Annotated in this window: 13 protein-coding genes; 10 read left to right on the top strand and 3 right to left on the bottom strand. The window is 40.6% G+C overall.

Going from position 1 to position 13,292, the window contains the following annotated elements:
• Window positions 1–648 precede the first annotated feature (648 nt).
• The 8 genes from NBX03_RS05875 to NBX03_RS05845 all read left to right on the top strand — a co-directional run bounded on the left by NBX03_RS05875 (window position 649) and on the right by NBX03_RS05845 (window position 6,806).
• Window positions 649–2,244 (top strand): GMC family oxidoreductase, encoded by a 1,596-nt coding sequence (locus NBX03_RS05875; protein WP_250229823.1) that lies wholly within the window; start codon window positions 649–651, stop codon window positions 2,242–2,244.
• 606 nt (window positions 2,245–2,850) lie between these two features.
• The gene (locus NBX03_RS16165; protein WP_408628549.1) at window positions 2,851–3,033 is read left to right on the top strand and encodes a TIR domain-containing protein; all 183 of its coding nucleotides are present in this window, start codon (window positions 2,851–2,853) and stop codon (window positions 3,031–3,033) included.
• A gap of 396 nt (window positions 3,034–3,429) precedes the next feature.
• The gene (locus NBX03_RS05870) at window positions 3,430–4,335 is read left to right on the top strand and encodes a helix-turn-helix transcriptional regulator (RefSeq protein WP_250229822.1); all 906 of its coding nucleotides are present in this window, start codon (window positions 3,430–3,432) and stop codon (window positions 4,333–4,335) included.
• Window positions 4,336–4,393: 58 nt separating this feature from the next.
• Window positions 4,394–4,672: a zinc ribbon domain-containing protein gene (locus tag NBX03_RS05865; protein WP_330638486.1), complete on the top strand. Its 279-nt coding sequence runs from the start codon at window positions 4,394–4,396 to the stop codon at window positions 4,670–4,672.
• A 16-nt stretch (window positions 4,673–4,688) separates the two neighbouring features.
• Window positions 4,689–5,117, top strand: a complete 429-nt coding sequence (locus NBX03_RS16060; RefSeq protein WP_250229821.1) for a DUF3795 domain-containing protein — start codon at window positions 4,689–4,691, stop codon at window positions 5,115–5,117.
• Entirely contained in the window at window positions 5,114–5,608 is a 495-nt protein-coding gene (locus NBX03_RS05855) for a DUF3788 domain-containing protein (RefSeq protein WP_250229820.1), read from the top strand. The genes NBX03_RS16060 and NBX03_RS05855 overlap by 4 nt, the downstream gene beginning before the upstream one ends.
• A gap of 624 nt (window positions 5,609–6,232) precedes the next feature.
• Window positions 6,233–6,547 (top strand): hypothetical protein, encoded by a 315-nt coding sequence (locus NBX03_RS05850; RefSeq protein WP_250229819.1) that lies wholly within the window; start codon window positions 6,233–6,235, stop codon window positions 6,545–6,547.
• Between the two features lie 76 nt (window positions 6,548–6,623).
• Window positions 6,624–6,806: a hypothetical protein gene (locus NBX03_RS05845; protein WP_250229818.1), complete on the top strand. Its 183-nt coding sequence runs from the start codon at window positions 6,624–6,626 to the stop codon at window positions 6,804–6,806.
• A 209-nt stretch (window positions 6,807–7,015) separates the two neighbouring features.
• On the opposite strand, the gene NBX03_RS05840 is transcribed toward NBX03_RS05845, so the two are convergent.
• From NBX03_RS05840 to NBX03_RS05830, 3 genes are all read right to left on the bottom strand, one after another.
• On the bottom strand, window positions 7,016–8,281 hold the full coding sequence (locus tag NBX03_RS05840; protein WP_267134873.1) for an MFS transporter: 1,266 nt from the start codon (window positions 8,279–8,281) through the stop codon (window positions 7,016–7,018).
• 84 nt (window positions 8,282–8,365) lie between these two features.
• Complete coding sequence (locus NBX03_RS05835) at window positions 8,366–9,106, bottom strand: MerR family transcriptional regulator (RefSeq protein WP_250229816.1); 741 nt, start codon at window positions 9,104–9,106, stop codon at window positions 8,366–8,368.
• A gap of 263 nt (window positions 9,107–9,369) precedes the next feature.
• The gene (locus NBX03_RS05830; protein ID WP_250229815.1) at window positions 9,370–10,059 is read right to left on the bottom strand and encodes a Crp/Fnr family transcriptional regulator; all 690 of its coding nucleotides are present in this window, start codon (window positions 10,057–10,059) and stop codon (window positions 9,370–9,372) included.
• Window positions 10,060–10,849: 790 nt separating this feature from the next.
• Between NBX03_RS05830 and NBX03_RS05825 the strand changes: the two genes are divergently transcribed.
• Together NBX03_RS05825 and NBX03_RS05820 are read left to right on the top strand one after the other, a co-directional pair.
• Complete coding sequence (locus NBX03_RS05825; RefSeq protein ID WP_250229814.1) at window positions 10,850–12,016, top strand: M20 metallopeptidase family protein; 1,167 nt, start codon at window positions 10,850–10,852, stop codon at window positions 12,014–12,016.
• A gap of 13 nt (window positions 12,017–12,029) precedes the next feature.
• Complete coding sequence (locus tag NBX03_RS05820; protein ID WP_250229813.1) at window positions 12,030–13,292, top strand: MFS transporter; 1,263 nt, start codon at window positions 12,030–12,032, stop codon at window positions 13,290–13,292.

The raw sequence follows: 13,292 nt of genomic DNA, 5'->3' as shown, positions 1-13,292 counted from the left end.
TTAGATGACTGCTTAACAGAGAAACGTCTTTAATCTCATTACTGCTTAAATTTAATTATTTTTTATTTATATATTTATACACATCACAGCACATTACGCAAATAAGCATTGTATATGCATTAACCATCTGTTGCTAAAGCATACAATCTATTTTCTAAAATCTTATAAACAAATCGATACTATAAAAACCCTACATGACTTTTTTGTACTTACATATAATGTACAAGTTTGCGCTTTATAAATCCACATTGATATTTTTAATTTCCAAATTCGTCTTCGCATAATACTTATAAGTTTTTTGACTATTACAACATTTAAGACAGCTAAAGGATATACATAAGCATTCTTTGCTTTTGATGGTAGCTATTCTCCTTGAAGACATACTCTGCCATCAAGAACGAATACTTTTAGCCTTCATTTCAGTTTAAATTTAGAGTTTTTCTTATTAAAACATATTGAGCAGATTTTAAGAGCATTGAGTAACTTCTAACCCTTTGCTAAAAATCAATTGAATAAGCGCTGAGAATATTTCAACTAATTTTGGAAAGAATTGTTTAACACCTGCATTTTATACCAACATCTTTTTAATTTGATTCTATCTCCGTAGGTTTTATAGTTGCATATATTGGATTAAATGGAGGTGTTTTAATGAGAAACTCTTTGCCGTATTCTTCAAATATGATTTTTGATTACATTATAGTGGGCACAGGCCCTGCCGGTGCTGTTATAGCAAAATTACTCTCAGATAATAGAAGAGACTCCGTTCTTGTGTTAGAAGCGGGAGAAAATAACGATCAAGATAAATTAGTGAGAGAACCAGCCACAAATATGGCCGATCTTTATCCGCAGTATTTTTGGCAAGGTTTCGGAGTTCCGCAGCAGAGCGTGGAAAACAGAATATTTGACTGGACAACGGGAAGATTGTCTGGCGGCGGTTCTTCTGTTAACGGACAGCAATATGTACGGCCGACGCCCCATGCACTCAGGCAATGGGAAAATCTTTTAGGCCCTCAATGGGGCCCTTTGAAAGCGACTGAAAGCTTTACTCAATTAGAGAATTATAATGGGAACACAGATAATTCTGACACTCGTGGTTATGATGGACGGATTGCAATCAGGCAGATGCCCATTCATATCCCTGCAATGACGGAAAAACTAGCGCTCGCCACGGAACGTGCCACCGGCTTGAGTCGAATACTTGATTACAATAATCCGCAAACGCCTATGGGTGCCTTTACTCAATGGCAATTATATCAAACGCCCGACGGATTTCGGGAAAGTTCCTCTACCGCATTTTTTTCATCCGATGTGATGACCCCAGACGGCTTTGGCATAAACGGGCGAAAGCTGAGGGTGCTTTATAAGTCGACGGCACTGCGTATTAGATTTAAAGGCAATCGCAGGGCTGCCGGTATTGAGTTTTTATATGAAGGCAGATGCCTGCAGGCATCTGCACGTAAAAAGATTATTGTATCGGCAGGCATTAATAGCACCCAGCTTTTATTGCTCTCAGGCATCGGGCCTTCTGCCGATCTTAAAAGAGCAGGGATACCTATTATCTTTGATAATCCTAATGTGGGTAAGAACCTGACAAATCACACATTGAATTTCTCATTTTTCACAGTCAACAGCGATAATATTTCGGAAATGCTGGAAGAACCCAACGCATTATATGCCGGGGGTGCGTTTTTGCCCAATCCTCTTGAAGGCAGCAGCAAGGACCACCGCCGTATACAGCTCATAGGGTCTTATTCACATGAAATACTAACGATTGTCATTCAGGACTTATTACCTGAAAGCCGTGGGTCCATTCGGATACAGAGTAACGATCCGCTGAAAATCGTGCTTGCAAACGAGGGGCTTCTTGAAAACCCTGCCGATATGGAAGTTACCAAGGCTATTTACAGAAACTATATCAAAAATATCGCTATCCATCTTTCTTTGATAGATCCGGCTTATCAGCTGCTGTCTCCTGCTATAGAAGTTATTGATGATGACGAACAGCTTGAAAATTTTATCCGGTCCGATTTTGCACACAACCATCACCAACAATGTTCTCTACGGATGGCGCCGCTTAATCAGAGAGGCGTGGTCGACCAGTATGGAAGAGTACATGGCGTACAGGGCCTGATTGTTGCGGATGCATCAATCTTTCCGTTTCCGGTCGATGGAAATACCTCGGCACCGTCGTATTTTGCCGGCTATACAATTGCTAAGCAATTGATGGAAAACAGGGCTATATAATAACTGCAATCAAAATCATATTGGGTATCTCTTGATTTTTAGACGATGAATCAGAATCGTCATTTTAAAAAAGATAATATACCAACATAAACTTAAACAAGACTATTATTGATATGCAATATATTGCCGCCATGGCATTCTTGTATGGTATTGCTCTTTAGATTTTTTGAAACAGGCTTACTTATATATTACTTGCCCGTTATGGGACATCCATATGCAACTTCAGATTATAAGGAATTCAATATGCACAAACACTTGTTTTATAACAAAAAAATCGAAAAGCAAATTAGATACTGGCGTTCAGAAGTTCTTTTTTACTTTTTATTGCCAGACTTAAGATTTCAAATCCAGATGTAAAATTAATTGCTAAAGCTAAAAACAATGAATTCTCACAAATAAGCACAGTTGGTTATAGAAAACGACGACCGATGTTCGGACATCTCAAAAAGAATGTTCCCGAACATCAACCGTCGTTTAAATTAGGCCAAGTATCTAAATAGGATTTACGGTATAATCAGAGCTTTATAAGTAGCTGCAAGCAGTATTTACATAAAATCTATTGAGTGTATTATAATAGCATAAAGGATGAAATGAAAGAGGTGTTCTATGCTATATGATATTTTTATTAGTCATACAAGGGGGGACAAAGATAAGTTTGTCCCCCCATTAGTAAAAAGGTTAAGGGATAATCATATAGAAGCCTGGTATGACAAGTTTGCTTTAAAATCTGGAGATAGTATTTGCAAATTTATAGATATGATATTGCTAAGCCTCAATATGAAATTATAGTTTTAAGTAAAATTAATTTCTCCATGAAGCTTTACATTATCAATTAAAGTGCCTTTATCCCCTGAGCCGGCAAGAGCTCCATCTCCATAGGTTCCTTTTATATTTATAATAGTAAAATCTTTTACATGCCCATTTAATTTTTCTTCCTTGGTTTAACTGAAAAGTCACCCTACTATATATTCAGTTTCAGATAAGGCTTGAACCAATCAAATTTTGACATGCAAAATCCTCTGCTATTAATCCCGGATCATAAGAAGGTCTGAAAATGAAAATATGGAAATATTGTACTTTTATTTCGGAGGATTATAATTTATAAAAGTTCAGAAACTCGACATATAACCTGTCAAACTTTTGTGCTATACTAGTGTGTAATGATAAATCTTGGGGATGAGGAATATGAAGAATGACCGTCTGTTTCGGATTCTTTACCTACTGTTGGAAAAGGGGATGATGACTGCCCCTGAACTTTCCCACATTTTAGAGGTTTCAGTACGGACCATCTATCGAGATGTGGAAACGCTCTCTATGGCGGGTGTTCCTATTTACGCCTCGGCAGGAAAGGGCGGCGGCATCTCTTTGATGCCCGGTTATACATTTGACAAAACGCTTCTTTCCGATGATGAGCAGAATGAGCTGCTCTTTGCCATACAGAGCTTGAAAGTGGCTGACCGAAATGTGGATACCTTGCTGCAAAAGCTCGGAACAGCATTCCGAAAGCCGCGCCGTAATTGGATTGAAGTGGATTTCTCTCGTTGGGGAATGGGCCCGACGGATACCGCCAGATTCGAACTGCTAAAGACTGCAATTATGGGGCGGCAGATGCTCGCCCTTACCTATTGCGGTGTGTCAGGTAAAACAAATAATCGCGTCATCTGCCCCCTTAAGCTAGTCTATAAAGATAAGCACTGGTACTTGCAGGCATTTTGTCTCAAGGCTGATGATTTTCGCCTTTTTAAAGTTGGGCGAATCATTGAGGTATCGCCAACAGGCCAGATATTTACCGAGGATTACGAGGATGAAATCCCACCCATCGAAGCAGAATTGCCGCCTTTTTCAACGGTACATTTGAAGCTGTGCATATCAAGCCGCCTTGCCTTTCGAGTCTACGACGAGTTCGACCGCACCAGCGTTACTTCGCAGCCGGAGGGCAGCTTCTTGGTAGAAGTAGATTTTCCAATGGACAGTTGGGTGATTGATTATCTGCTTTCTTTCGGTTCTGAGATTCAGGTTCTGGAACCTTCCGAACTGCGGCAGGAATTATCAAAGTACGCACAAAAAATTGCGGACCATCACAGAACATGACATATAGTTGTCATCTTTTGTTTGATATCATAGGATTATTAAAATTAAGGAGGAAATTATGATGAACTACGAAAATCAGAAATTCTGCCAAAGCTGTGGTATGCCTATGGGGGACTCGGATACTTTGTACGGTGCAGAATCCGACGGCAGCAAGAACACCGACTACTGCAAATACTGTTATGAAAATGGGTGCTTTACTTCAAACAGCACGATGGATGAGATGATTGAAATCTGCATCGCACCAATGGTGGAGAACAATCCCGGCATGACCGAGAAGAAAGCGCGAGAAATGATGCAGCAGTTTTTTCCAATGCTAAAGCGTTGGAAAGCGCAGTAAAAGGAGGCGGTAGTTCATGCCACAGCCAGATTTTATAGAATGTACATTTTCACCCTGTGGCATGAACTGCACCATATGCTATAAGCATTTAGGGAAAAATCCTTGCCCCGGATGCAGCTTGGAGGACGATACCAAACCAGAACATTGCCGCCAATGCCGCATTAAGGCTTGTGCAATAGAAAAGAGTGTCGGTTATTGTTTTAACTGTTCGCTCTTTCCATGCAAACAAATTAAAGTATTGGATAAAAGTTATCGTGCTCGTTACGGCATCAGTCTGATTGCAAACAGCCTTATTGCAAAGGAACATGGGATACGGACTTTAATGGTGCAGCAAAAGGAGATGTATACCTGTTCTGCCTGTGGTGGTATCATTTCTTTGCATGATGGCGATTGCATCAGATGTGGAGCTGAATATCCACTCGGAAAGAGGAGCGTAAACAAATGAACTGGAATGAGTTTTATGCCAAAGATAACCAGCCGGATTTATCTGAGGTATCTGCATATATCGGCAGCCCTTTATGGGATGAATTATGCCGCCATCTGGAAGACACCTACGAGATTTCTCCCATAGTGGAATATAGTGTCTGTTCCGGTGCGCCCGGTTGGAACATCAAATATAAAAAAAGCGGACGCGCACTCTGCACGCTCTACCCTACTGAGGGATTTTTTACCTGCCTTGTATCCGTGGGCGGCAAGGAGATTATGGAAGCAGAACTGCTGCTTGCAACCTGCACTGACTATGTTCGGGAAGTTTACAAAAATACCAAACTTTTCAACGGCGGACGCTGGCTGATGATTAACGTTACCTCGCCGAAAGTTCTAGAAGATGTCAAGGCACTGATTTCCCTGCGTGTAAGAAAAAGAGATAAGAAAGGGAGTTCATCTCCGTGCACTATAAAGAAGCAAAGTCCATCCTCTCCCCTAAAACCGGAATGAATCTCCATCGCGGCTGTATCTACTGGAATTCTCGCAGTGAGTGTCGGCATGACCTACACATTTGAGGATGTAGAGGTTAAAAGCAATGCTTCGCAGCTTTTGAGAAAGTACTTCGGAAAAAGCGCCGCTGCTGTATGATTGGCACGGGTACGATGAGTGATCCGTATCTGCCAATCGAAGAAAACGAACTGCTTACCCGTAATGCTTGGAAATTGTCCACCAATATAGCTTCAGATTTTCCGTATTATCAAGTCGGATTTGATTCTGTGGGATATTGAGCTCTTGCAAAGCATTCACCGTAAAGTGAAATGTGTGCACAGACGCTTTGAGGTGCTAAAAAAACCGCAAAAGGCAGGAATCCTCACCATTGTTTGGATGACGCCTATTCTTCCCTTTATCAACGACACCGCGGAAAATATCAGAAGGCTACTTGATTACTGCCTTGAAACAGGAGCACATGGCCTCCTCGCCTTCGATATTGGCATAACTCTTCGTAGTGGCAAGCGTGAGTATTTCTGCAAACAATTGGAAACTTATTTTCCTGAATTAGAATAATCAATATATGGGTACTTTGGCTCGTCCTATGGGATTAAAAGCTCAAAAGGAAAGGTACCGGGCAAGCTGGTGAAGAACTTTTGCATAGAAAACAATATTCTCTACGGCACAAAGCCTGTTTTTGATTATGCTGCAAGCATGGACGAATCCGACATGGTAACTGCCGCTCTTTTGATTGACTCGGCAGCAGTTATACAACCTGGAATTAAGCCAACGGCGTGCAGTATGGGAAACACCTTGCCTAAAGAACCAAACAAGTATTTAAATAAACCATCGCTTTATGAGCCGCGTACAAACCAATTTTGGAATGACGAATATATCTCTACATATGTATTATATTCTCATTTGAATCCGGATATAGGCATGGCAGGTAGAAAGCCTTAATTTATTGTTCAATCGGTGGATTGGATTACTTCGGTTGGGCTGCCGTCATAATTTCGTCGTCTGCTTAATTTAGACTGTGGCCAGGGCTATATGGGAGCGTTTCAGCAATGCCGGGCATTCGGTTGCCGGCATTGGCTTTTCAAAATGCTCCATTGAATATGCCAAGGGGCAAAGGGCAATCTATAAAAGCGATATCAGCTATTTCTATCAAGGCTATCTGACGATGGATTATGGCGGCAGCTTTTCGGCAGCGGATTGACTGTTATAGAAAAGGGAGAATACTGGTTTCACACACCGGAGTAGCCGGCACACTGGAACAATGGACCAGAAATTCGCTCCTAAGAGCAGGATAAAAAGACTTTCAATGGTAAAAACGAAGACCAGACACTTGAATCGTGTCTGGCCTTCATTTTTACCATTCATCGGCATCTCAGCTTTTATTTCATAGGCCACCAGTAAACAAGTTCGCTACATTGGTTTATCGCCTGTTCCTCCGGCTTCCGGTGTATAGATGCCCTCTCGATAGAAGCTTCGGGGCAGGAGAAGATTCATGGCAAGAAGGATAATCGGCACAGCACACACAATTACCATTGTCTGAATTCGTATTACATCAGCCAAAGGGCCAAAGATGACCATGCCAAGGGGCATAAATCCGCTGAACATAACATTCAGCAAGCTGAAAACCCTGCCCATCATCGCAGGCTCGACCTTTTCCTGCACCAGTGTAAAAACTGCTGTTTGAACGACGGGTATCGTAAAGCCGATAAAGAACATAAGTACTGCAAACAGCCAAAACACGTTTGTGAAGCCAATGGCAAGAGATGCGGTACCATAAACCAGTATTCCCAAGAAAAGGGTTTTAGCTCTGTTCTTGAATCCGCCGGTCATACCGAGCAGCAGACTGGCAAACACCGATCCGGCGAATCCAACCGCTTCATTCATAGTCAAGAACATGATATTATCGCCAAAGGTTCGCTTTATCATAAGGGCTGAGAGAAAACCCGAAGGAACACAGAGGAAAATATACAAGCCGTAAGTAGCAAACAGCTTTTTTAGAAATCTGTGAGTCCATATGAAGCGAAAGCCTTCCTGCATTTCTGCAAATGCAGATGTTTTTTCTGACTTGAGGGCGAGCTGATGCTTTGGTATTTTTAACATGGCAAGGATACCGATTCCGATGATTGCAGTCACAACATCAATTAAAAGGATATTATAGATCGGGCCGGCGGCCATAATTGCACCGGCCGCTATAGGGGAAACAAACTGCACAACTGACTGAATCGTTCCATTGTATCCGTTTATACGGGATAGCTTATTTTCAGGTACAATTTGAGGAAGGGCGGCGTTAACCGCCGGTGAATGAACTCCTCCGCCAAGGGAACGAATAGCCGACACGATAATAATTACCGGCAGGGTTGCCGTTCCTGTGTTGCCCGACATCATAAACAGTGCAAGCAGCAGGGTTGTAACTGCAATAATCCCATCGGATAAAATCATAATCACTTTGCGGCTGTGTCTATCTGCCCATACTCCCGCAATTGGTGAAATCAGCATTTGAGGCAGGAAAGATGCCACGGTCAGCATCGTGACCCAAATTCCTGATGAGGTTTCCAATGTCACATGCCAAATGATTGCCATCTGCACAAGTTGTGAGCCGAACAGTGAAATGCCCTGCCCGAACAGAAATACCGCAACTTTTCCTTCCCAGCGTCGCTGGTTTTTGTCTGTGTTCATATTGAGCCTCCTTTTAGGCCTTGATTTTTTACAATGTAAAGTATAAATCAAGCGGAAACTCTGGTGGCAAAATGGAGTCTTTATTTAAAATCTAATTTTCATATTTTGCAGTTTCAGAATCATTTCCTGGGCATTATGCTCGGCTTTCGTCAAAGAGACGATAAGCTTATCGCATACCGTAATAATATCCGTATCTTCCTGAGGCGTATTCAGCACCTTTTTTATATCAATGTTGGGATTTTCGGATAATTGCAGAAGCATACGCAAAATTGCCTCCAAAGAATAATTTGCACATCGTAAAGAACGAATTATTTTCAGGCGCTTTATATCTTCATCGGTATACACGCGGTACCCGTTTTGCTTCCGTTTAACATCGAAAAGCCCGTTCATTTCCCAGTTCCGCAGGGTGTCCATAGAAATATTCAAATAATCGGACACTTCTTTCCGTTTCAGCGAAAGATTATTCTCTTTTGAACCACCGGATAAAATCTGTTTTACAATTTTAATAGCTTCCTCTGCATTATCACGCTCCTGCCTGAGTTGTTCCAGATAGTCTTGTGTAAGAGCGAGAGCGGCATCAAAATCACCGCTTGCAGATACCTTTACCATTTGGACAATTTTCTTTCGCAAACCATTCTGCAAGACTTCTACTTCAAATGCAAGCCGGGCAAGTTTGAATTGTTCAATATGAAGATCCGTAAAAACGCGATATCCGTTTGGCTGACGCTCCGGCTTTGGAATTAACGCTAGTTCCTCATACAACCGAACTGTATTCGGATGTATCCCTATCATTTCTGCTATTTCAGCAGTTTTGTATACATTCATCGATTGTACCTCCGTTCACAAGAAGTATATTATTACGAATTAAAAGTATGGTGTTATGATGGAGGGTTTATACTTAAATCCATCTCTCTATTCAAGCCGAGGTCATCGTTTTGCAAAAGATATTGTCTGATAGTCTAATGAGCGGATTTCGTTTATTATAAACAGAAAATCACCCTTTAAAGGATGATTTTTATCAGTATTTTTTGCGGTAGCCTTATGGGATTCTTTTAAGGTTTTTATTTATAGGCTGAATTCTTACCTGATTATTCTCCTAAAACGATATCTGTACTGCAATAACTAATCAGTTTTTTTCTGTCTATTATCCTTATTCTGCGTCTTTCAAGAGCTATAATACCCATGTCTTTCAACTGCTGCAGTATTTTATTGGTGTTTACCCTATTAAGGCCTACTATTGCGGATATATCACTTTGAGTTATGGTTATCTGATTTATATCATGATTATGCTTAACATCTAAATTTGAAATATGGGCATACATCAAATTACATATTCGGGTTATTCCCTCATCATAAATATGGCTCATGGCATCTGCCGTCATGGTATAGAGGTTTCTCGCCGTAACATCCAGCATTATTTCCATAAGCCTAGGATATTCTTCCGCAAGAGCCTTGAATTCCTCCTTGCTTATTTCCAATACCGTCATACTGGTATATGCTTCCAATCGAAACCTTTTTTCCCAGACAGGAAACTGGGAAGGATAATATAAAGGCTGTATGACTCCTGCACCTGAAATAAATGTGGTCTTGCTTTCTCCGCTTTCATGAATAAAGGAGACCTTCGTAAGGCCGTGAACGGAATAATACAGGCTTTTAACTATTTCGCCTACATTCTTTAATTTATCTCCCTTTTTAAACTTTCTTTCTTTGAATCTTTCCGTAAAAATATCCTTAAATTCAAAAAAATCTCCGTACATGTAGTATCTTGGCAATGCCATATAGATCCCTTCCCTTTATGATAAGCTTTAAAACCTTAGCAAATTAAAACTTCGGTTTTGTAAACCTGCAATTTCTATAACAAAATATTATATATGCCAGTATACAGTAAATAAAGTTAAATTTAAAAATTATACAAAAATCTATGCAAACCCCTCGGTTCAAAACACCATGGAGAATATTTCTAATTTTTAAAATATTTTTCTATATTTTGCCGATGCCAAAAATTGTACAACTGATTATTCATATTGAAATTTATCTTTTGGTTATATAAAACAGCTCTGTAACGTATGACACACTGTATACTGACGAAGTTAGAAGTCTCCATATTCTAAAAAAGGTAAACAATTAGCACATATGAATTTCAATGAAAACTCTTAATAACTAACGCTAAAATGACTATATACAAGCGAATTACGATAATTTATTAACAACTTCTTCCGTTATTTTATTTTTTTCTTTTGCAAGGCTTTTGTTTACTTTATACAAAACCTTGCAAAACACCCTTGTAAGTATAACCTAAAACGATATGAAAATATAGCAGTATTGCAGATTTTAGCCGTCTGTAGCATATGTTACAGTTGCTTAATGGCTCCTAATGATAATATTGATTTATAGTATACTATACATAATATTAATTTTTGTAATTTTATTCATTCTGTACCATTGCCGTGGCCTTGGCCTCTTATTTTTAATTAGATATCGGTCAAGATTTAACGGTAAGCAATTGACAAGAATTTTGCAGGAGCAATTTAGTATAATCGTTAGCTTCGCTATAAAGGAGGATAAAAAATGAATGAATTTTTAGAAAGGGCAAATGAGCTGAAAGATGAATTAATCGAAAACAGGCGCTATCTTCATCAGCATCCTGAAATTCGTGATGATCTCCCCATAACCGCCGGATTTGTCAAAGAAAAGCTTAAAGAAATGGGAATAGAACCCGTAGAAATAAGCAAATGCGGTATTGTTGGCTTAATAGGCGAAAAAAAAGAAGGAAAAACCGTTCTTTTAAGAGCCGATATGGACGGATTGGATATGACGGAAGAATCCGGGCTTCCCTTTAGTTCAAAAACCCCATATGCTCACTGCTGCGGGCACGACCTCCATACCGCTATGCTTCTGGGAGCTGCCAAAATGCTTAAAGAACGGGAAGACGAGCTTAAAGGAACAGTAAAACTCATGTTTCAACCGGGAGAAGAGTATTTCATAGGCTCCAAGGCTATGATAGAAGCCGGCGTTCTTGAAAACCCGAAAGTAGATGTAGCCGTTGACATGCATATGAATGCAAAAAATCCAGTAGGAACGGTTGCCATCTGCAAAGGCTATACCTGTGCTTCCTGTGACGGCATGAAGCTTACAGTAAAGGGCAAAGGCTGCCATGGCGCATGGCCTCATAACGGAATAGATCCTATAAATGTAGCTGCCCATACGTATTTATCGCTTCAGGAGCTTATTGCAAGAGAAACACCTCCGGAGCTTATGGCTACCCTTACCTTCGGCCAGTTCGCCGGCGGAACATCTGCAAATATTATTCCGGAACAAGTAATTATGCAGGGAACCATGAGAACCTTTGATAAGGATTTAAGAGCAAAGCTTAAAAAACGCGTTCATGAGGTAGTGGAATATTCTGCAAAGACCTTCGGCGCTGAAACAGAATACGAGGTTCTTTCAGACGTGCCTTCGCTCGTTACAGACCCTGAGCTTCTTGACATCATGAATGAATATGTTAAAGATTTAGATGTGGAATTTATTCCCTATCCCCCTTCAAGTGCTTCCGATGACTTTGCAAGGATTACGGAATTAGTTCCAAGCGTATTTTACAGCATCGGCTGCAAACCTTACGGAGATGTTCCCCTCTACCCCGCTCACAATCCTAAAATCATATTCAATGAGGATGCGCTGCCCATAGGTGCTGCTATCCATGCGCAATGTGCCTTAAATTATCTTAAAAACCACTAGGAGGACAATAATCATGACAGTAGGTAAGAAGACAATTCATTATGGTTGGGTGATTTGTTTTGGATGCTTTGTTCTTTCAAGCCTCACAACACCTCTGATTAATGCTTTGGGAAGCATGTTTATGAGATCGGTTACGGAGGAATTTGAAATTTCAAGAAGCGCTTTTACTTTAACAAGCACTTTGGTTGCCGTATGTGGTATGGTGCTTTCACCCTTCTGGGGAAAGTTGTTTTCTAAAGGAAATATGAGAATAATTCTTACTGTGGGATTGGTTTTCTTTGGCCTTGCCTATATGTCCTATTCTCTTGCCCAAAATAAATATCACCTGTATATTTCGTCCGTTTGTGTAGGCATAGCTTATTCCGGCTGCTCCTTTATCCCTTCTTCCATATTGATAACCTCATGGTTTAAAGAAAAAAGGGGGCTTGCCATGAGCCTTTCTCTCAGCGGCGTAAGCATAGGCGGTTTGATTTTAAGCCCTATCGTTTCAAAATTTCTATCGATCTACGGCTGGAGAAATACGTATCAGATAATAGGGCTCATGGTACTTATTATAGCCGTACCAATGGCATTTCTTATATTAAGGCAAAGCCCTGAAGCTATGGGGTTAAAGCCTTACGGTGAAGGAAGCGCCTCGCCGGCCCAAAATGGAAATACAAAGAAATCTGTCAATGGGGAAATAGATGTTTCCCTTTCAGATGCAAAGAAAAAAACCTTCTTTTGGATGCATCTGGTTGCTATGTTCATTCTGGGTATCGTATGCTCATCTCCTTTACGGCACATTAATCCCTATGCATCGGATCTCCATGGGGCTGCCTTCGGCGCAAGCGTAGTTTCAGCGTACTCTTTCGTGGGTATATTCGGCAAGCTTATTCTTGGCGGATTAAACGATAAGTTTGGAACGGTAAAAGGCTCCTTGTTTGCCTTTATGATGATGAGTATCAGCTTCATATGCCTGATTTTAGGGGCGAATCCTATCATGTTTTTTGTTATGGCTTTATTTTATGGTATCGGCAACGGAATAGGCACTGTATTCGCACCTCTTCTTACAAGCGCTACCTTTGGCACCAAAAACTTCAATATCATGAGAGGAATCACCCAGAGCCCCATGCAGCTTGGTATGTCTCTCGGCGGATTGTTTATGGCTACCATATATGATGCTACCGGGACCTATAATTCCGGATGGGTATCCTGCATAATTCTTTGTATCTTATGTGCTCTTCTTTTTGTATGGGCATATAGAGATGCAAGGAAGCTGTACAAAACCATAGACTGA

Source organism: Anaeropeptidivorans aminofermentans (assembly GCF_940670685.1).
Classification (GTDB): domain Bacteria; phylum Bacillota; class Clostridia; order Lachnospirales; family UBA5962; genus Anaeropeptidivorans; species Anaeropeptidivorans aminofermentans.
The sequence above is the reverse complement of the archived record's forward strand: the minus strand, read 5'-3'. Positions and strand labels throughout refer to the sequence as shown.

Excerpts from the sequence above, each read along its gene's own strand:
- NBX03_RS05835 (WP_250229816.1), bottom strand. The coding sequence starts at position 9,106 with ATGAATGTATACAAAACTGCTGAAATAGCAGAAATGATAGGGATACAT.
- NBX03_RS05830 (WP_250229815.1), bottom strand. The coding sequence starts at position 10,059 with ATGGCATTGCCAAGATACTACATGTACGGAGATTTTTTTGAATTTAAG.
- NBX03_RS05855 (WP_250229820.1), top strand. The coding sequence starts at position 5,114 with ATGAACTGGAATGAGTTTTATGCCAAAGATAACCAGCCGGATTTATCT.
- NBX03_RS05820 (WP_250229813.1), top strand. The coding sequence starts at position 12,030 with ATGACAGTAGGTAAGAAGACAATTCATTATGGTTGGGTGATTTGTTTT.
- NBX03_RS16060 (WP_250229821.1), top strand. The coding sequence starts at position 4,689 with ATGCCACAGCCAGATTTTATAGAATGTACATTTTCACCCTGTGGCATG.
- NBX03_RS05840 (WP_267134873.1), bottom strand. The coding sequence starts at position 8,281 with ATGAACACAGACAAAAACCAGCGACGCTGGGAAGGAAAAGTTGCGGTA.
- NBX03_RS05875 (WP_250229823.1), top strand. The coding sequence starts at position 649 with ATGAGAAACTCTTTGCCGTATTCTTCAAATATGATTTTTGATTACATT.
- NBX03_RS05865 (WP_330638486.1), top strand. The coding sequence starts at position 4,394 with ATGATGAACTACGAAAATCAGAAATTCTGCCAAAGCTGTGGTATGCCT.
- NBX03_RS16165 (WP_408628549.1), top strand. The coding sequence starts at position 2,851 with ATGCTATATGATATTTTTATTAGTCATACAAGGGGGGACAAAGATAAG.
- NBX03_RS05870 (WP_250229822.1), top strand. The coding sequence starts at position 3,430 with ATGAAGAATGACCGTCTGTTTCGGATTCTTTACCTACTGTTGGAAAAG.
- NBX03_RS05825 (WP_250229814.1), top strand. The coding sequence starts at position 10,850 with ATGAATGAATTTTTAGAAAGGGCAAATGAGCTGAAAGATGAATTAATC.